Here is a 17,200-nt window from a genome sequence, read left to right on the forward strand (position 1 = left end):
CCCCCGGCCAGATTCGATCTATTCGATCTCGACCATCAGGTCTTTCGCGTCGATCTGCTGGCCGGGGCTGACATGCAGCGCCTTGATCACGCCGGCGCGGTCGGCATGGATCCCGGTCTCCATCTTCATCGCCTCGATGGTCAGCAGCATGTCGCCGGCCGCCACCTTCTGGCCCACCGTCACCGCGACCGAGGCGACGACGCCCGGCATCGGCGCGCCGATATGGCCGTCATTGGCGGGGTCGGCCTTGGGCCTTGCGGCGGTCTGCGACTTGACCAGACGGTTCGGCACCCGGATCACCCGGGGCTGGCCGTTCAGTTCGAAGAAGACCTTGACGTCGCCCTTTTCGTCTGTCTCGCCAATGGCTTGCAGACGGATTTCCAGCGTCTTGCCGGGGTCGATCTCGGCCTCGATTTCCTGACCCGGCTCCATCCCGTAGAAAAAGGTCTGGGTGGGCAGGGTACGAACCGGACCATAAAGCCGGTGGCGGCCCATGTAGTCCAGGAACACCTTGGGATACATCAGATAGCCGTTCAGGTCCTCGTCATCGACGGCCTTGCCCTCAAGCTGGTTCTGCACATCGGCGCGCACGGCTTCCAGATCCACGGGCGCCATCGAGGCTCCGGGGCGGGTCAGCATCGGCGCCTCGCCCTTCAGCACCTTTTTCTGCAGCGCCTCGGGCCAGCCGCCCGGAGGTTGGCCCAGATTGCCCTTCATCATGTCGATGACCGAATCGGGGAACGAAACCTCGGTCTCGGGGTCCTCGACCTGCGCGGGCGTCAGGTTCTGCGCCACCATCATCAGCGCCATGTCGCCCACCACCTTGGACGAGGGCGTGACCTTGACGATATCGCCAAACATCCGGTTCACATCGGCATAGGCCTGCGCCACTTCGTGCCAGCGATCCTCAAGCCCAAGGCTGCGCGCCTGTGCCTTCAGGTTGGTGAACTGGCCGCCAGGCATTTCATGCAGATAGACCTCGGAGGCGGGGGCCTGCAGGCCGCTTTCAAAGGCCGCGTAATGTTCGCGCACCGCTTCCCAATAATTCGAGATTTCACGGATGGCGGCGATATCCAGCCCGGTATCGCGCTCGGTGTGGCGCAGTGCCTCGACGATCGAGCCCAGCGTCGGCTGGCTGGTATTGCCGGACAGCGCGTCCATGGCGCAATCGACCGCATCGACGCCTGCAGCCGCTGCGGCGAGGATCGAGGCCCCGGCGATGCCGCCGGTGTCATGGGTGTGGAAATGGACGGGCAGCCCGACCTCTTCCTTCAGTGCCTTGACCAGCACCCCGGCGGAGGAGGGCTTCAAAAGCCCGGCCATGTCCTTCAATCCCAGCACATGCGCGCCCGCGTCGCGCAGCTCGCGGGCCATGTTCAGGTAGTATTTCAGGTCATATTTGGCCCGGTCGGGGTCAAGGATGTCGCCGGTATAGCAGATCGTGCCCTCGCAGATCTTGCCGCTGTCGATCACCGCATCCATGGCGACGCGCATGTTCTCGACCCAGTTCAGGCTGTCGAACACGCGGAAGACGTCGATGCCGGTGGTCGCGGCCTGTTTCACAAAGGCCTGCACTACGTTGTCGGGATAGTTCGTGTAGCCCACGCCATTGCTGGCCCGCAGCAGCATCTGCGTCATCAGGTTCGGCATCCGCGTGCGGATGTCGCGCAGCCGCTGCCAGGGGCATTCCTGCAGGAAACGGTAAGCGACGTCGAATGTCGCACCGCCCCAGCATTCGACGCTGAACAGTTCGGGCAGGTTCGCGGCATAGGTGGGTGCGACCCGGACCATGTCGATCGAGCGCATCCTTGTCGCCAACAGCGACTGGTGCCCGTCCCGCATCGAGGTGTCGGTGATCAACAGGCGTTTCTGATCCAGCATCCAGTCGGCGACGGCTTTCGCGCCCTGTTCCTCAAGCAGTTGCCGGGTGCCACGGGCGGGCGCGGCTTTCGCGGCGGGGGCCACGGGGTTGCGCGCCTCGGCCGGGGGCAGGGGGCGGCCCGCCGTCTCGGGGTGACCGTTCACGCTGATATCGGCGATATAGACCAGCAGCTTCGTCGCCCGGTCGCGCCGCTTGCGAAAGGCAAACAGGCCCTGCGTCGTGTCGATGAACTTGGTCGTGTAGGTGTCGTCCAGAAAGGTCGGGTGTTTCAGCAGGTTGATGACAAACTCGATATTCGTCGCCACGCCGCGGACCCGGAATTCCCGAAGCGCGCGGTCCATGCGGGCAATCGCCTTTTCCGGCGTCTGGGCATGGGCGGTGACCTTGACCAGCAGGCTGTCGTAATAGCGGGTGATGACGCCCCCGGAATAGGCGGTGCCCCCATCAAGCCGGATGCCGTTGCCGGTGGCGCTGCGATAGGCGGTGATGCGGCCGTAATCGGGGATGAAGTTGTTCAGCGGATCTTCGGTCGTGACCCGGCATTGCAGCGCATGGCCATTCAGGCGCACATCCGCTTGGCCGGAAACGCCGGTCGCGTCGGCCAGCGTCGCGCCCTCGGCGATCTGGATCTGGCTTTGCACGATGTCGATGCCGGTGACCTCTTCGGTCACGGTATGTTCGACCTGCACGCGGGGGTTCACTTCGATGAAGTAGAACTTGCCCTCGTCCATATCCATCAGGAACTCGACGGTGCCGGCGTTCTGGTAGCCGACGGCGCGGCCGATCTTCAGCGCCAGTTCGCAGACCTCATCACGCTGCGCCTGGGTCAGGTAGGGCGCGGGGGCGCGTTCGACCACCTTCTGGTTGCGGCGCTGCACGGTGCAGTCGCGTTCATAAAGATGGTAAAGACCGCCATGGCTGTCGCCCAGAAGCTGCACCTCGACATGGCGGGCGCGCTGGATCATCTTTTCCAGATAGCCTTCGCCATTGCCAAAGGCGGCTTCGGCCTCGCGCCGGCCCTCGCGAACCTTTTCGGGCAGTTCCTCGGGGTTGGTGATGGGGCGCATGCCGCGCCCGCCGCCGCCCCAGCTGGCCTTGAGCATCAGGGGATAGCCGATTTCCGCGGCTTCCTTCTTGATGGCGTCCATGTCGTCGCCAAGGACTTCGGTCGCGGGGATGACGGGCACGCCTGCCTTGATCGCCACGCGCCGGGCGCTGGCCTTGTCGCCAAGCGCGCGCATCGTGTCGGCGCTGGGGCCGATAAAGGTGATACCGGCGGCGGTGCAGGCGTCGACGAAATCGGGATTCTCGGAGAGCAACCCGTAACCCGGATGGATCGCATCGGCGCCCGATTCTTTGGCGACGCGGATGATTTCCGGGATCGAAAGGTAAGCCGCGACCGGGCCAAGCCCCTCGCCGATGCGATAAGCCTCATCCGCCTTGAAGCGGTGCAGGCCCAGCTTGTCCTCTTCGGCATAGACGGCGACGGTCTTTTTCCCAAGCTCGTTCGCCGCACGCATCACGCGGATCGCAATCTCGCCACGATTCGCTATCAGAATCTTCCGGAACATCCGTCCCCCCCGTGTTCGCCAGATCATTCACCATAGCAATGCTGCGGTGCAGCGCAAGCGCTTACATGATGCAGATGATTGCGCCAGAATGCCCGCTCAGCGCCTTTTGCGAAAGAATTCCTGCAAAAGGATGCGCGATTCTTCCGCGGAAATGCCGTCGACAATCTGCGGGCGGTGGTGGCATTGCGGGTGATCGAAGACCCTTGCGCCGTGACGCACGCCCCCCATGCGCGGATCTTCCGCCCCGTAATACAGCACCTCGATCCGCGCTGCCGAGATGGCGGCGGCGCACATCGGGCAGGGCTCCAGCGTGACCCAAATCCGCGCGCCCGGCAGCCGTTCGGATTTCAACGCGGCGCAGGCCGCGCGAATGGCCAGGATCTCGGCATGCGCGGTCGGGTCCGACAATTCGCGGGTCCGGTTTCCGGCGCGGGCCAGAATGTCGCCTTGCGGCCCCAGCAGAACCGCGCCGACCGGAACCTCGCCGCGCAGGGCGGCGGCGCGGGCCTCACGCAGGGCTTCGGGCATATGGGTGGCGAAATTCATGCCCTTTTCTGGACCGCCCTGCGGCTTGCGGCAAGAGCATGGATATTTGAACATGGAAGATGCAGAGGCTGTCGCTTGGCATCGCGGCCGGCCCTCGCGGATCGTGGTCTTGGCGCCCTGATCCGCGAGGGGCGCTCAGCCGATATCGCGCCGGGGTTTCGCCGGATCGAAGGCAAGAAGCCGCAGCGCGTTCAGCGTGACAAGGACGGTGGCGCCGGTATCGGCGAGGATGGCAATCCAGAGCCCGGTGATGCCCAAGACCGAAGTGACCAGAAACACCGCCTTGAGACCAAGCGCCAGCGCGACGTTCTGGCGGATATTCTGCATCGTCGCGCGTGCGAGCCGGATCAGCGCCGGCACATCCGCCACCCGATCACGCAGGATGGCGGCATCGGCTGTCTCGAGCGCCACATCGGTGCCCGATCCCATCGCCACGCCGACGCCTGCCTGTTTCAGCGCGGGCGCGTCGTTGATGCCATCGCCGATCATCATCGCGCCGCCCTCTGCGGCCATCTCGCGGATGATCCGCAGCTTGTCCTCGGGCATCATCTCGGCGCGATAGGCGATGCCGAGGCCATCGGCGATGGCCGCAGCCGTGCGCGGGTTGTCACCGGTCAGGATCGTCGCGCCGATCCCCATCGCCCCGAGTTGGCGGATCGCGTCGGCGGCATCGGCGCGTGCCTCATCGCGCATGGCGATCAGGCCGAGCGGCTGGTTTTCGCGAAACACCGCGACGACGGTCTTGCCCTCGGCCTCAAGTCCGGCGGCGATGCCAAGCGTCGCCGCATCGATCCCGGCGACCTCGGCGGCGTGGCGCGGTGACGAGACCCAGGCCCGGCGATCGCCCAGCATGGCCTCGACGCCCTTGCCGAGGATCACCCGTGCTTCGCGCGCCGGAAGCGGCGTCACCCCCGCGGCCTCGGCCTTGCGCAGGATGGCCTGCGCCAGCGGGTGGCCGGACCCCGCCTCGACGCCGCCGGCCACGGCCAGAAGCTCAGCCTCGGACAGGCCGGCGACGGCAAGGATATCGGTGACGACCGGCTGGCCATGGGTCAGCGTGCCGGTCTTGTCGAAGAGGACATGGGTGACCTTCGCCGCCGTTTCGATCACGGCGCCCCCTTTCATCAGCAGCCCGCGCCGGGCGCCGCTGGACAGGGCCGAGGCGATCGAGGCCGGCACCGAGATCACCAGCGCGCAGGGGCAACCGATCAGCAGCAGCGCCAGCCCGCGATAGATCCAGGTCTCCCAGCTGGCGCCGAAGACCAGCGGCGGCACGAGGGTGACCAGCATCGCCATGGCGACGATGGCCGGCATGTACCAGCGCGAGAAACGGTCGATGAACCGCTCGGTCGGGGCGCGGGCGTCCTCGGCCTCCTCGACGAGGCGGATGATGCGCGAGATGGTGTTGTCGGCAGCCGCCTTGGTCACCCGGACCCGCAGCGCCGCCTCGGTGTTGATCGAGCCGGCAAAGACCTGCTCGCCCGGCCCGCGGGTCCTGGGCATGCTTTCGCCTGTCACCGGGCTTTCGTCGATGCCGCTGGTGCCTTCGACGATCTCGCCATCGGCTGGGATGCGGTCGCCCGGGCGCACGAGGACGGTCTGGCCGATCGCCAGCGTCTCGGCCGGAATTTCGATCACGCGACCGGCGGTTTCCACGAAAGCGGTCTTGGGCACCAGCCGCGCCAGCGCGCGGATGCCGTCGCGGGCCTTGTTGGCGGCCACGCCCTCGAGCATCTCGCCCACGGCGAAAAGAAAGACGACCAGCGCCGCTTCCTCGGCCGCGCCGATGACCAGCGCACCGCTGGCCGCAATGGTCATCAGGCTTTCGATGGTAAAGGGCTGCCCCATGCGCAGCGCCGCGAAGGCCCGCTTCGCCACCGGCGCCACACCGATCAGGCAGGCGGCCACAAAGGCCCAATAGCCCGAGCTTGCCGAGGTCAGCAGTTCGACGCCCCAGGCGACCGCCAGCAGCGCCCCGGTCAGGATGACCAGCTGCCCCTTGGCGCCGCGATACCAGGGCTTGTCCCGCTCGGCCGGATCGTCGTGAAGGTGAACCGGGCGGTCATGGCCGGCTGCCGCGTCATGCGCATGGCCGTGGTCAGGGCAATGGCCGCAATCCTGCGCAGCCCCCGTCGCCGGCTCGGCGCTGCCGCGAGCCTCGGTCTCGGGCAGGGGGAAGGCCGCCTTGCCCGGTGCGGCCCGGTCCTGCGCCGTGATCCCGAAGCCCAGCTTGCGGACCGTATCCTCGATCAGGGCGCCGTCGATGGTGCCCGGCTCAAGATCCAGCGACAGCCGTTCGGTCATCAGGGCGACCCTTACCCCACTGACGCCGGGCAGACGCTCCAGCGCCCGTGTCACCTTCACCGTGCAGGCCGCGCAATCCATGCCCGTGACGGTCCATTCCCGCCGTCTGGTTTCCTGTCCCGTCATCGCCACTCTCCCGGATCGCGAAGGGGTCCGCCGATCCTTGTCTGCTTCGATTCGAGGATGTAAGTGCTCTAGCAACTAGAGGTTCAAGGGGGTTCGGATGCTTTCGATCGGAAAATTGAGCAAGGCAACCGGCGTCAAGGTGCCCACCATCCGGTATTACGAGCAGATCGGCCTGCTGCCCGAGCCCGGCCGCACCTCGGGCAATCAGCGGCTTTATGATCGGCCGACGCAGGAGCGCCTTGCCTTCATACGCCATGCCCGCGACCTTGGCTTTCCGCTGGAGTCGATCCGCGAGCTGCTCAGCCTGTCCGACAGTCCCGACCAGTCCTGCGCCGCTGCCGACGAAATCGCGGGCCGCCAGCTTGCCGCCGTCAACGCGCGGATCGCCCGGCTGAGCGCCCTGCGCGACGAGCTGGAGCGCATGCTGCACCAATGCGCCAGCGGCACCATCGCCGGCTGCCGCGTGATCGAGGTGCTGGGAAATCACGAACTTTGCGCACATGACCACAGGGAGGTGGACGCGGATGACGCGCCATAGGCCCTGCTGGCCTCGTCCGCATCGGCCAGCCGGACATTTGCGGTCGCGATCCCATGCCGGCGGCGCGGATCTGCGGGGCGATGCGGAAGTGCTTTCTCTGGCAGGAAGAATAGGCTACGAGCGGCGAAACTTTCAGATTGCCGGCCGGGCCTTGCCCGCGGCGGCGCCAGGGTCCCCCGTTGCCGGGGCTTCGCGGAAAGCTGGGGATAACTGCGGCGGACGGAATGCGGGACAGGACCTTGCAGCACGATAACCCCTCACACTGGCCCAAGGACGACATGACCCCGAAAGCCGAGCGCGCGCGGTCTGGGGGGCAGGCTGCCCGGACGGCGGTCGAGATCGTCCTTGACCATGCCGGCTATGCCATCGAGGGCAAGCCGGTCCTGCGGGATCTGAGCTTTGCGGTTGCGGTCGACCGGCTGGGCGTGGTCGGGCGCAATGGCTCGGGCAAGTCTACGCTGGCGCGGCTGGTCGCCGGGCTGATCGCCCCCGGCGAGGGCAGCTGCCGGGTCAATGGCCTTGATCTGGCCCGCGACCGCAAATCCGCCCCGCGCGAGGTCGGCATCCTGTTCCAGAACCCCGACCACCAGCTGATCTTTCCCACCGTGCTTGAGGAAATGATGTTCGGCCTGCGCCAGCGCGGCCAAAGCCGCAGCGATGCCGAGGCGGGCGCGCGCCGGGTGCTGGCCAATTTTGGCAAGGATCACTGGACTGACGCCTCGGTCGTCAGCCTGTCGCAGGGGCAAAAGCACCTGCTTTGCCTGATGGCGGTGGTGGCGATGGCGCCAAGGCTGCTGATTCTGGACGAGCCCTTTGCCGGGCTGGATGCACCGACCCGGACCCAGCTGCGCCGCTATCTGGATCTATATGACGGTGCGGTGCTGCATATCTCGCATGATCCGGCCGATTTCGCCGGCTATGACGCGATGTTCTGGCTGGATCAGGGCCAGATCCGCGCATCCGGCACCCCCGAGACGGTGCTGGCCGGCTATACCAAGGAAATGACGCGACTGGGGGCCGAGGATGATATCTCTGACCTCGCCGGTTAGGACCCGCGCCCATGGCTGGCCAGCGGGCGCCAAGCTGCTGGCGCTGTGCCTGGCCACGCTGGTGCTGTTTCTGATCGAAAACCCGGTCCTGCATCTGGCGGTGCTGGCGCTGGTGCTGCTGGCCTATCGGTTGCCGGGGCCGGTGTTTTTCCGCGCCGGCATGTCGCGGCTGTGGATCCTGTGGCCCTTTGTCGTGGTCGTGCTGATCTGGCACATGCTGACCGACGAGCCGGTCACGGGCATGGTGATCGTTTTGCGCATGGTCTCGGTCGTGGGGCTGGCGAACCTTGTCACCATGACCACCCGCCTGACCGAGATGACCGACCTGATCCACCGCCTGCTGGCGCCGCTGCGCCGGCTGGGGCTGCGGACCGACGCGCTGGAGCTGGCCATGGCGCTGGTCATCCGCGCCACGCCGGCGCTTTTGGACAAGGGGCACAATCTGCGCGACGCCTGGCGCGCCCGGACGCATCGCCGCCCGTCATGGCGGATCGTGCTGCCCTTTACGCTTTTGGCCATCGATGATGCCGAACACCTCGCCGAGGCCCTGCGGGCGCGCGGCGCAATCACGAATGAAAGGGAGTAATATGGAAAAGAACATCGCCTATATCGCGCTGTTTGCGGCGCTGATCGCGGTTCTGGGGCTGATCCCCAAGATCACGCTGGCCTTTGGTGTGCCGATCACCGCGCAAAGCCTGGGCGTCATGCTGTGCGGCACGGTGCTGGGGGCGAAACGGGGGGCGCTGGCGGTGCTGCTGTTTCTGGGGCTGGTGGCCATCGGACTGCCGCTGCTGGCGGGCGGACGCGGCGGCCTTGGGGTCTTTGCCTCGCCCACGGTGGGCTTTCTGATCGGCTTTCCGGTCGCGGCCTTCGTCACCGGCTGGATCACCGAGAACTGGCGCCGCGCCCCGGTCGGGATCGCGGCGGGTGTCGCGGCCGTCATCGGCGGGATCGTCGTACTTTATGCCTTTGGCATCGTTGGCATGTCGGTCGTGATGGGCAAGACCCTGTCCGAGGCGGCGATGCTGGTCACGGCCTTTATCCCCGGCGACCTGCTCAAGGCCGGAATCGCGGGCATGCTGACCTCGTCGCTGGTCAAGGCGCGCCCGGGCAGCGTGCTGTCACGCTCATGACGCTGACGCCGGTCGAGGAGACGCTTTTCGGCCGGCGCTCGGTCCGGGCCTATCTGGGGACGCCCGTTCCCCGACCCGATATCGAGCGCATCTGCCGCGCCGCGCGCACTGCGCCCAGCGGCGCGAATTTGCAGCCGGGGGCGTTTCACGTCCTGACCGGTGACGCGCTGGCGGGCCTCTCCCGCGCGCTGCTTGCGGCCATCGAGGCTGGCGCGCCGGTCGCGGCCGAATATTCCTATTTCCCGGATCCGATGCCGCCCGAGCTGAAGGCCCGCCAGCGCGCGGCCGGCTATGCGCTTTATGCGGCCCTTGGCATCCCTCGGCGCGATTTGCAGGCCCGGCGCGCGCAATTTGACCGCAATTACGCGTTTTTCGACGCGCCGGTAGGCATCGTCGTGACCATCGACCGGCAGATGGGCGCGGGTTGCTTCATGGATCTGGGCATGGCGCTGATGGCCTTTCAGCTTGCCGCCGAAGGTCTGGGCTATGCGACCAGCGGCATTGGCGCGCTGGCGAATTACGGCCCCGTGGCGCATGCGCATCTGAACCTTCCGGCGGATGAAATGGTCGTCTGCGGGCTGGCCCTTGGCAGGCCCGACCACGCCGACCCGGTGAACGGTTTTCGCACCGAGCGCGCAGAGCTGGGGGCCTATACCCGCTTTTACGGCTTTACCGGGGAAAGCTAAGGACCAGCGCCGTGCCGATCCCGCCCGCCGCCGCGATGGCCGCAAGCCCCGCGCCGCCGCTGGCTCGCAATTCGTGATATAGCCGCACCGCCAGCACCGCGCCCGAGGCCCCGATCGGATGCCCCCGCGCCAGCGACCCGCCGCCCAGGTTCATCACCGCCGGATCAAGCCCGGCCAGCCGCTGGCAGGCGATGGCCTGCACCGCGAATGCCTCCATCACCTCGCTGCGCGCAAGGTCCGTGGCGCGCAGCCCGGCGCCGGCCAGCGCCCGGGCGATAGCTGCGACCGGCGCGGTGCCGGGCATCGCCGGATCGTCGCCCAGCGTCGCGCCGCCGATCAGTTCGACCGCATCGAACCCGCGCGCCCGCGCCACCCGTTCCGAGACAAGGACACAGAACGCCGCGCCATCGGCGGCCACCGACATATTGGCGGCGGTGATGTCGCCCGTGACAATCTGCGCGCGGGCGGTCAGGCGCGGGCCAAGCGCGCGGGCAAAGGCATCCTGCCCGAGGCCCGCGATGGGGGTGATTTCGGCACAGAGCCGCGGGGCGGCGGCCAGCGCCTTGCGGTGGCTTTCGACCGCCCAGGCGTCCTGTTCGGCCCGCGAGATGTTCATGCGGCGGCCAAGGGCATCGGCGGCCTCGGCCATGTCGGGGTCGCGATCCGGAAAGGGGCTGAAGGGCGGCGCGTCATAGGCTTCGGGCGCGCGCCCGTCTGGATGGGTGCGCAGACGCAGGGGCCTGCGCGAATAGCTTTCCGCCCCGCCCGCGACGACGATATCGTGCTGTCCGGCGCGGATCATCGCCGCGCCCAGCAAAAGCGCATCCAGCCCCCCGGCGCATTGCCGGTCGATGCTGAGACCGGCGACCCCCAGCGGCAATCCCGCCGCAAGGGCCGCCAGCCGTGCCGGGTTGCCGCCCGCCCCCAGCGCGTTCGACAAGATCAGCTCACCCACCCAGGCGCGCTTGATGCCCGCATCCAGCAGCGTCTGCAAAATGACCGGCGCGGCCAGATCATGCAGGGCCAGCGCGGCCAGCGCGCCGCCCCTTGGGGCGATGGCGCTGCGCCGGGCCGAGACCAGAAACACCCGGCTCATGACATCGCCCCGATCTGCGCCGCGAGCGTAATCAGGTCGGGCTTGCCGCTGTCCAGCATCGGCAGGCGGGGCAGGAACAGCACCCGTCGCGGCGTTGATGCCGGCCCAAGATGTTCGCGGCAGGATTGCCGGATCGCCCCGGCATCGCCCAGGCCCTCGATCGCCGCGATCAGGGCATGGCCGCGCATCCGGTCGGGCAGGGCAAGGACCGCGCATTGGCTGATGCCGGGCAGGGTCAGCAGATGCGCCTCGATCGCTTCGGGAAAGACGTTCTGATCGGCGACCGTGACCATGCGGTTGCGGCGGCCAAGCAGGTAAAGATGGCCCTGTGCGTCAAGCTTGCCCAACTCACCCACGGTCAGAAAGTCGTCCTGCCAGCGGGTGTCGTCCGAATTCCCCTCGGCATAGCGCAGGAACAGATAGGGGCTTTTGACCCAGATCTCGCCGGGGCCGTCGGTCTTTTGGCCCTGGGTGTCGCGGATCTGAATCTGGACGCCCGGATAAGCGCGCCCGACCGAGCCCGGGGGCGTATCCGCATCCGACAGGGTGATGAAGCTGGTTTCGGCCGCGCCATAGAATTCGCGGATGCGGGCGGTGGGGCACAGCGCCGCGATTGCCTGCAAGGTCGGCGCGTCAAGCTTGCCGCCGCCGCAGAACACATGGCGCAGCCCGGGCAGGGGCTGCGCATCCGGTCCACGCGCGGCGGCGGCCAGCAGGCGCAGCTGCGCCGGGCTGCAATAAAGCACGCTGGCCGCATGCTCGCGCAACTGCCGCAGTTGCGCGGCGGGCGCGGCGCCATGCAGGTCGATCAGCCCTGCGCCCAGATGCATCGCCTCGACCGCCGCATAGGCGCAGAGCGAACTGGCAAGGCTGCCAAGGATCGCGTAGCGGTCGGAGGGCGCAAGATCGAAACCATGCCGGTTCGTCCGAAAGCTCTGGATCCATGAATCCTGGGTTCTGAGAATGCGTTTGGGCTGTCCGGTCGATCCCGAAGTCTGCCAGCAAAGCAATGCACCGTCGCCCGGCTGGGTGGCCAGCGGTGCGATCCGCAAGGCCGGGCCGGCGCAGATAGCAAGGGATTGCCCTTTTCCGATCAGCGCCGCCATTTCGGCAAGAAGAACGGCATTCCCGCTGCCGGCTGGCCCGCGCAGCGCGAAATCGCCGTGCAAACGGAAACGGTGCTGCGCCATGCCCTTGCGCTCCTTGCTGTCGTCCGGCCCCACGCGAGGGCCGTCCAGCAAGCCTTATCAGCGCGGGCCGGGCACGACAATTCGCGCGCCGGGCGCTGACCCTGCGCCTGCTTGACGGTGGCGAACTCGGCTTGCGGAAACAGCGGCAGCTTCCTGTCCCAGCTGCAGTCGTCGCCCAAGATCAGCCCGACCGGGACGCCCAGCTTGCCGGCATAGAGGCCGTAGATCGCCGGCTCGCCGCAGGGCTGGCCATTCACCCTGACCTCGCGAAAGGCGAGGCAGTTGGTGGTATGGGCCAGCACGCCGCCGCGCCCGGCCATCGAATGATGCCCCAGCATGACCGTCAGGTCGACATTGCCCTCCAGCCCGCAGACCATGTTCATCGGCTTGGGCTTGCCGAGGATCAGATCGGCGGCCGGATGCAGGTTCTGAGGCAGGATATCGCCCAGGCGCCGACACCGATGGCGCGCGAGGCATCGACATAGACCGAGCGCTTCAGCTGCAACGCGGTGCCGCGCGCCGCCTGTCGCCCGACCTCACCGACGATGGGCGCACCTTCCTGCCCATCGCGCAGAAGGCCATTCGCATCTTTCACCAGCTGCGCCCATCCCTATGTCCCGGACGCTGCTCGACCCCGAAGAGTTCGAGTTTCAGGCGATGGACTATGAGCAGCTGCTGCCCAGCGGGCGTGCGGTCGTGGACCGGCTTTGGCAGGTGCTTGGCGGTGTCGCGCGGGCCGTGGGGTTGCCTGATAATCGCATTGACAGTGGCGATGCGAAGGACCCAATTGAACCGGCGGAAAAGCAGGTCAGGATCAGTGCGATGACAGCGCAGCAACCCATCTGGACAGACAATGCCGGGCGGCATGCGATTGCGACCAGCTTTGGCCCCGTTCCGCTGGTGATGGCCGAACCGGCCGGTGCCTCGAACGGCACCGTGCTGCTGGTCCATGGCCGCAACGGCGCGCCGGGGCAGCCGCAGATCGCCGAGATCGCCGAGGCATATCTGGCGCTCGGCTGGCGCGTTGTCGCCCCCGAACTGCCGCATTCCATCGCCCTGCCGGATTCCGGCCCGTCGGACCGGGTGACATTTTCAGGGCATACCCAGGCCGCGGCCGAGGTCTGGGCCTGGGTCTGCCAGCAATGGCCGGATGAGCGGCGCGCGCTGGCCGGACACAGCATCGGCGCCTTTGCCATCGCCCATCTTGCCGCCGCGTCGCCCGAGGTGCATCACGTCCTTGCAGTGTCGCCGCCGCTTTCAGGCCGGGTGCTGCTATCGGCCCGCGAGGCGATGGGACCGGCTGCGATCGAGGCCGTGATGCACGAGGCGCCCCTGTATTACGCCGAGATGCCGACGGCGGATGCCGCGCCGGCGCTGGCGCGAACGCAGGCCGCGCTGGCCGTGGTGACCGGCGCCGCCGACGGGCTGGTCCGGCTGGACGATGCCCGTGCCTATTTCAATGCCGCGCCGAACGGCCGCTTTTTCGCGGCCTTGCCGGATGAACATCATTGCCCCGCCGGCGCGGCCTGCGGCCGGATGCTGTCCGCAGCCCTGTCGGCGCTTGGCGCCTAGCGCGCCGCCGCTCAGGCGATTGCCGGCTCGACCAGATAGGGCGCGGTGAACCCCAGCGCCCGCAAGCCGCGCTGGATCTCGGGCCGGCCCGAGACCAGCCGCCACAAGAGGCCCGAGCGGTAATTCTCCAGCCCGATGACGATGGGGGCCTGATCGATGGCCAGCCGGCTTTCAGCCACCCAGTCCCGCGTCGGACAAAAGGCATCGATGAAACCGGCCTCGCCCCAGATCCGCTCGCCCAGATCGTCATGCAGGTGACGCAGCACGGGCATCGCCTCGGCGGGGGCAAAGGGGAACGACCCCAGCGCGGCGGTGGGCGTGATGGTGCCGGTATCATCGGTCGGCGAATGGGCGACATAGCCGCCGGGATCGTCGCTGGCGGTCAGGCCCCAGCAATCGGGGCCATAGCCCGTCCAGCCGCCCGGATTGGTCAGGCAATGATGGCGGTTCACCAGCGCGTGCGCCCGCGCCTGCACGCCGTAATCGGCATAGGCGTCGCGCAGCCCGCGCGGGTCGATGCCCAGAAACGGATATTGCGACAGAAACAGCGGCCCGCCCCAATCCGGGCCCAGCGGCAGCACGGTGCCGCCATAGCCGCGGCCATTGCGAAAGGCCGGCGCCATGGCCCAGCTTTGATGGTATGAGCTTGCCGGGATCGGATGGCTGCGCGAGCCGGCGCCAAGGACAAAGACCGGAAATGCCTCGTTCCAGCCCCGGATCGGCAGGGCATGGGGTGGCCAGGGGCGGTCGGGATGGTGATGCCACATGACCGCACCATCCTCGCGCAGATGCGCGGCCCAGTTTACCGCCTCATAAAGCGCCTCGATCCGCTGGACGATGGCCGGTTCCTCGGGGAAGAACGCCGCCGCGCCCAAAAGGCCCAGCATCAGAAAGGCCGTCTCGACCAGATCGCCGCCATCATCGCCCGGCGCGAAGGGCTGCACGCGCCCGGTGGTGCCATTCATGAAATGCGGGAAAACGCCGTCAAAACTGTCGGCCTGTTCCAGAAAGCCGACCAGCCGCTCGATCCGGTCGAGGATCTCGCGCCGGGGGCGCCAGCCGCGTTCGGCGGCGACGATCTGCGCCAGAAGGCCAAAGCCGGTGCCGCCGGTGCAGACGGTTTCAAGCATGTCATAGCCAAAGGCACCGGCACTGCGTTCGCGGGCCATGCCGCTGACGGGGTGGCTCCAATCCAGAAAATACAGCGCCGTCGCCTGCGCCACCCGGTCGCGAAGGGCCGCGTCGTCAAGGCCACGGATCAGTTTTGCCATGTCAGTTCTACCGTCTGGGTGTCGCGGCTGTTCGGGCCAACATGCAACTGGATCAGGCCGGGGTCGCGGACCCATTCGACGGCCTCAAGCGAGGGGGCGATGGGATAGGCGAACTGCCCGGCGCGGAGCTGAAACAGCGCCTCGCAGACCTCGCCGGGGGCAAGGGTCAGTTGCTGGAAATCGATCAGGCTGCGGCCCGGGCGGGTGATGCGGGCGACGGGATCGCTGGCGTAAAGCTGCACGGTCTCGATCACCTCATGGGGGCCGGTGTTTTCGATGGTGATGCGCAGATCAATGGTCTGGTCGGCCCGCGCGCTGGCGTCCGACAGCAGGGGCGGCCCATAGCTGACCTGTCCATAGCCAAGGCCGAAGCCAAAGGGAAAGCGCGGCGCATCGTCGGGCATGTCCAGCCAGCCGGTGCGGAACTTGGCAAAACGGCCCAGATAGGGCCGACCGGTCGGGTCGCTGGCATAAGACAACGGTACCTCGCCCGGATGGGCGGGCAGGGTCATTGCCAGCCGCCCGGCAGGCGTTGCCGCGCCGAAGAGCAGATCGGCCACGCCCTCGGGTCCGGCAATGCCGCCATGCCAGGCGTAAAGAATCGCATCCGCCTCATCGACGATGGGGCCAAGCGCCAACGGCCGGCCGGCAAAGACCACGACGACAAGGGGCCGGCCCGTCGCCGCCAGCGCCGCGATCAGCCGCCGCTGCGGCGCGGGCAGATCCGGGGACAGCCGCGACGAGGATTCGCCAGCATGTTCCTTGGCCTCGCCCACCGCGGCGATGACCACATCGGCGGCCATCGCCGCCTCGACCGCCTCGGCGATGATCTCATCTTCGTCCCGGGGGTCCTGGGTCACGGTCACGCCATGAACGTTCAGCCGCCCGACCAGCCAGTCCTCATCGACGATATTGGCGCCCCATGCGACGGCGGGGGCCTGTCCGGTCAGCGCGGCCACTGCCTGATCCAGCGGGGTGACATCCTCGGCCCGGCCCGAGACCGCCCAGGTGCCCAGCATGTTCGCGCGATCGGCGGCGAAAGGTCCGATCAGCGCCACATCGATATCCGGCGACAGCGGCAGCAGGCCGTCGTTTTTCAGCAGTACGGCGGCGCGGGCGGCAGCCTTGCGGGCCAGCTTGCGCCCGTCTTGCCGCGACGGCGCTTTCGTGGTCCCGTCCATGCCCCGGAACGGGTCGTCAAACAGCCCAAGCCTGTGCTTGAAGATCAGCACCCGGCGGCAGGCCCGGTCGATCAGTTTGGTCATTTGCGCGGCGGAAAGGGTGATCCCGGCCTCGGGCGCCTTAAGGCCGTCGCGGGCCAGGGCGGGCAGCTCGCGCAGGAAATCCTCGCCCACCATGTCCATGTCGACGCCCGCATGCAGCGCGCGCGCGACCGCGACGGAGGCAGAGCCCAGCCCGTGCGGCACCAGCTCGGCCACGCCGGTATAGTCCGAAACGACCAGCCCGTCGAAGCCGGTTTCGGCGCGCAGCCAACCCTCGATCAGCTGGCCATTGGCGTGCATCGGCATCTTGTTGACCGCGTTGAACGAGACCATGACGCTGGCCGCGCCCGCCGCCACCCCCGCCGCAAAGGGCGGCAGATAGACCGACAGCAGATCCTCCCATGACAGGCTGACATTGTCGTAATCCCGGCCGCTTTCGGGCGCGCCATAGGCGACGAAATGCTTGAGACAGGCGGCCACGCGACCCGGGTTGCCCGGATCCCGGCCCTGAAACCCGCGCACCGCCGCCGCCGCCAGGCGTGCGGCCAGCAAGGGGTCCTCGCCCGGGCCTTCGGCGACCCGGCCCCAGCGGGCGTCGCGGCTGACATCGATCATTGGCGCATAGACCTGATGCAGCCCCTCGGCGGCGGCTTCAGTGGCGGCGAATGCCGAGGTTTCCTCGATCAGATCGGGGTCCCAGCTGCAGGCCAGCGCGATATTCAGCGGGAATACGGTGCGGTGGCCGTGGATGACGTCCTCAGCAAAGAACAGCGGGATTTTCAGGCGCGATCCGGCCAGCGCGCGCTCCTGCATGGCGCGGGCGGTGGCCTGCGATTTGGTGCCAAAGATCGCCCCGACCTGTCCCGTATCCAGCCGTCCGGCCAGCGATGTGGGCTGTTTCGCGCCCGTCACCAGCCCCTCGCCAGCAGCCAAGAGGTTCAGCTGCCCGATCTTTTCCGGCAGTGTCATCCGCGACAGCAGATCCCCGACCGCATCATGTTCCTGCAATTGCC

At 67.6% G+C, this 17,200-nt stretch carries 15 protein-coding genes; 6 read left to right on the top strand and 9 right to left on the bottom strand.

Annotation, left to right across the window (positions count from 1 at the left end; all coding sequences use genetic code 11):
* Window positions 1–18 precede the first annotated feature (18 nt).
* From pyc to DFP89_RS14325, 3 genes are all read right to left on the bottom strand, one after another.
* Window positions 19–3,453 carry a pyruvate carboxylase gene (gene pyc, locus DFP89_RS14315; protein ID WP_114350078.1) on the bottom strand — a complete coding sequence of 1,145 codons (3,435 nt, stop codon included), beginning with the start codon at window positions 3,451–3,453 and terminating at the stop codon, window positions 19–21.
* Window positions 3,454–3,549: 96 nt separating this feature from the next.
* Complete coding sequence (locus tag DFP89_RS14320) at window positions 3,550–3,999, bottom strand: nucleoside deaminase (RefSeq protein WP_114350079.1); 450 nt, start codon at window positions 3,997–3,999, stop codon at window positions 3,550–3,552.
* 135 nt (window positions 4,000–4,134) lie between these two features.
* Window positions 4,135–6,429 (bottom strand): heavy metal translocating P-type ATPase, encoded by a 2,295-nt coding sequence (locus DFP89_RS14325; protein WP_114350080.1) that lies wholly within the window; start codon window positions 6,427–6,429, stop codon window positions 4,135–4,137.
* A 97-nt stretch (window positions 6,430–6,526) separates the two neighbouring features.
* On the opposite strand from DFP89_RS14325, the gene DFP89_RS14330 reads away from it, so the two are divergent.
* The 5 genes from DFP89_RS14330 (at window position 6,527) to DFP89_RS14350 (ending at window position 9,835) form a co-directional block, all read left to right on the top strand.
* Window positions 6,527–6,967, top strand: a complete 441-nt coding sequence (locus DFP89_RS14330) for a MerR family transcriptional regulator (RefSeq protein WP_114350081.1) — start codon at window positions 6,527–6,529, stop codon at window positions 6,965–6,967.
* 224 nt (window positions 6,968–7,191) lie between these two features.
* On the top strand, window positions 7,192–8,016 hold the full coding sequence (locus DFP89_RS14335) for an energy-coupling factor ABC transporter ATP-binding protein (protein WP_245948761.1): 825 nt from the start codon (window positions 7,192–7,194) through the stop codon (window positions 8,014–8,016).
* Window positions 7,991–8,602 (top strand): energy-coupling factor transporter transmembrane component T family protein, encoded by a 612-nt coding sequence (locus DFP89_RS14340; protein WP_114350083.1) that lies wholly within the window; start codon window positions 7,991–7,993, stop codon window positions 8,600–8,602. Before DFP89_RS14335 ends, DFP89_RS14340 begins: the two co-directional genes overlap by 26 nt.
* Before the next feature lies 1 nt (window position 8,603).
* Window positions 8,604–9,149: a biotin transporter BioY gene (locus DFP89_RS14345; protein ID WP_114350084.1), complete on the top strand. Its 546-nt coding sequence runs from the start codon at window positions 8,604–8,606 to the stop codon at window positions 9,147–9,149.
* On the top strand, window positions 9,146–9,835 hold the full coding sequence (locus DFP89_RS14350; protein ID WP_114350085.1) for a nitroreductase: 690 nt from the start codon (window positions 9,146–9,148) through the stop codon (window positions 9,833–9,835). Before DFP89_RS14345 ends, DFP89_RS14350 begins: the two co-directional genes overlap by 4 nt.
* Here DFP89_RS14350 and DFP89_RS14355 read toward each other — a convergent pair.
* From DFP89_RS14355 to DFP89_RS14370, 4 genes are read right to left on the bottom strand one after another with little or no spacing between them, the layout of a single operon-like run.
* Window positions 9,819–10,931 carry an acetyl-CoA C-acyltransferase gene (locus DFP89_RS14355; protein ID WP_114350086.1) on the bottom strand — a complete coding sequence of 371 codons (1,113 nt, stop codon included), beginning with the start codon at window positions 10,929–10,931 and terminating at the stop codon, window positions 9,819–9,821. The genes DFP89_RS14350 and DFP89_RS14355 overlap by 17 nt on opposite strands.
* Window positions 10,928–12,121 (bottom strand): AMP-binding protein, encoded by a 1,194-nt coding sequence (locus tag DFP89_RS14360; RefSeq protein WP_114350087.1) that lies wholly within the window; start codon window positions 12,119–12,121, stop codon window positions 10,928–10,930. The genes DFP89_RS14355 and DFP89_RS14360 overlap by 4 nt, the downstream gene beginning before the upstream one ends.
* Window positions 12,025–12,504, bottom strand: a complete 480-nt coding sequence (locus tag DFP89_RS14365) for a M55 family metallopeptidase (RefSeq protein ID WP_245948763.1) — start codon at window positions 12,502–12,504, stop codon at window positions 12,025–12,027. The genes DFP89_RS14360 and DFP89_RS14365 overlap by 97 nt, the downstream gene beginning before the upstream one ends.
* A gap of 20 nt (window positions 12,505–12,524) precedes the next feature.
* A complete protein-coding gene (locus DFP89_RS14370; RefSeq protein WP_114350089.1) occupies window positions 12,525–12,716 on the bottom strand; it encodes a hypothetical protein in 192 nt (63 codons plus the stop codon).
* A 17-nt stretch (window positions 12,717–12,733) separates the two neighbouring features.
* Between DFP89_RS14370 and DFP89_RS14375 the strand changes: the two genes are divergently transcribed.
* On the top strand, window positions 12,734–13,693 hold the full coding sequence (locus DFP89_RS14375; protein ID WP_114350090.1) for an alpha/beta hydrolase: 960 nt from the start codon (window positions 12,734–12,736) through the stop codon (window positions 13,691–13,693).
* Between the two features lie 11 nt (window positions 13,694–13,704).
* Here the strand turns inward: DFP89_RS14375 and DFP89_RS14380 are convergent, their stop codons facing one another.
* Complete coding sequence (locus DFP89_RS14380) at window positions 13,705–14,964, bottom strand: glucoamylase family protein (RefSeq protein ID WP_114350091.1); 1,260 nt, start codon at window positions 14,962–14,964, stop codon at window positions 13,705–13,707.
* Window positions 14,952–17,195: a glycoside hydrolase family 3 N-terminal domain-containing protein gene (locus DFP89_RS14385; protein WP_114350092.1), complete on the bottom strand. Its 2,244-nt coding sequence runs from the start codon at window positions 17,193–17,195 to the stop codon at window positions 14,952–14,954. Before DFP89_RS14385 ends, DFP89_RS14380 begins: the two co-directional genes overlap by 13 nt.
* Between the last annotated feature and the right edge of the window lie 5 nt (window positions 17,196–17,200).

This window comes from Paracoccus lutimaris, from assembly GCF_003337565.1.
Lineage (GTDB): Bacteria > Pseudomonadota > Alphaproteobacteria > Rhodobacterales > Rhodobacteraceae > Paracoccus > Paracoccus lutimaris.

Bases quoted from the DNA above. Each gene is read 5' to 3' on its own strand.
- pyc (WP_114350078.1), bottom strand. From the start codon at position 3,453: ATGTTCCGGAAGATTCTGATAGCGAATCGTGGCGAGATTGCGATCCGC.
- DFP89_RS14320 (WP_114350079.1), bottom strand. From the start codon at position 3,999: ATGAATTTCGCCACCCATATGCCCGAAGCCCTGCGTGAGGCCCGCGCC.
- DFP89_RS14325 (WP_114350080.1), bottom strand. From the start codon at position 6,429: ATGACGGGACAGGAAACCAGACGGCGGGAATGGACCGTCACGGGCATG.
- DFP89_RS14330 (WP_114350081.1), top strand. From the start codon at position 6,527: ATGCTTTCGATCGGAAAATTGAGCAAGGCAACCGGCGTCAAGGTGCCC.
- DFP89_RS14335 (WP_245948761.1), top strand. From the start codon at position 7,192: ATGCGGGACAGGACCTTGCAGCACGATAACCCCTCACACTGGCCCAAG.
- DFP89_RS14340 (WP_114350083.1), top strand. From the start codon at position 7,991: ATGATATCTCTGACCTCGCCGGTTAGGACCCGCGCCCATGGCTGGCCA.
- DFP89_RS14345 (WP_114350084.1), top strand. From the start codon at position 8,604: ATGGAAAAGAACATCGCCTATATCGCGCTGTTTGCGGCGCTGATCGCG.
- DFP89_RS14350 (WP_114350085.1), top strand. From the start codon at position 9,146: ATGACGCTGACGCCGGTCGAGGAGACGCTTTTCGGCCGGCGCTCGGTC.
- DFP89_RS14355 (WP_114350086.1), bottom strand. From the start codon at position 10,931: ATGAGCCGGGTGTTTCTGGTCTCGGCCCGGCGCAGCGCCATCGCCCCA.
- DFP89_RS14360 (WP_114350087.1), bottom strand. From the start codon at position 12,121: ATGGCGCAGCACCGTTTCCGTTTGCACGGCGATTTCGCGCTGCGCGGG.
- DFP89_RS14365 (WP_245948763.1), bottom strand. From the start codon at position 12,504: ATGAACATGGTCTGCGGGCTGGAGGGCAATGTCGACCTGACGGTCATG.
- DFP89_RS14375 (WP_114350090.1), top strand. From the start codon at position 12,734: ATGTCCCGGACGCTGCTCGACCCCGAAGAGTTCGAGTTTCAGGCGATG.
- DFP89_RS14380 (WP_114350091.1), bottom strand. From the start codon at position 14,964: ATGGCAAAACTGATCCGTGGCCTTGACGACGCGGCCCTTCGCGACCGG.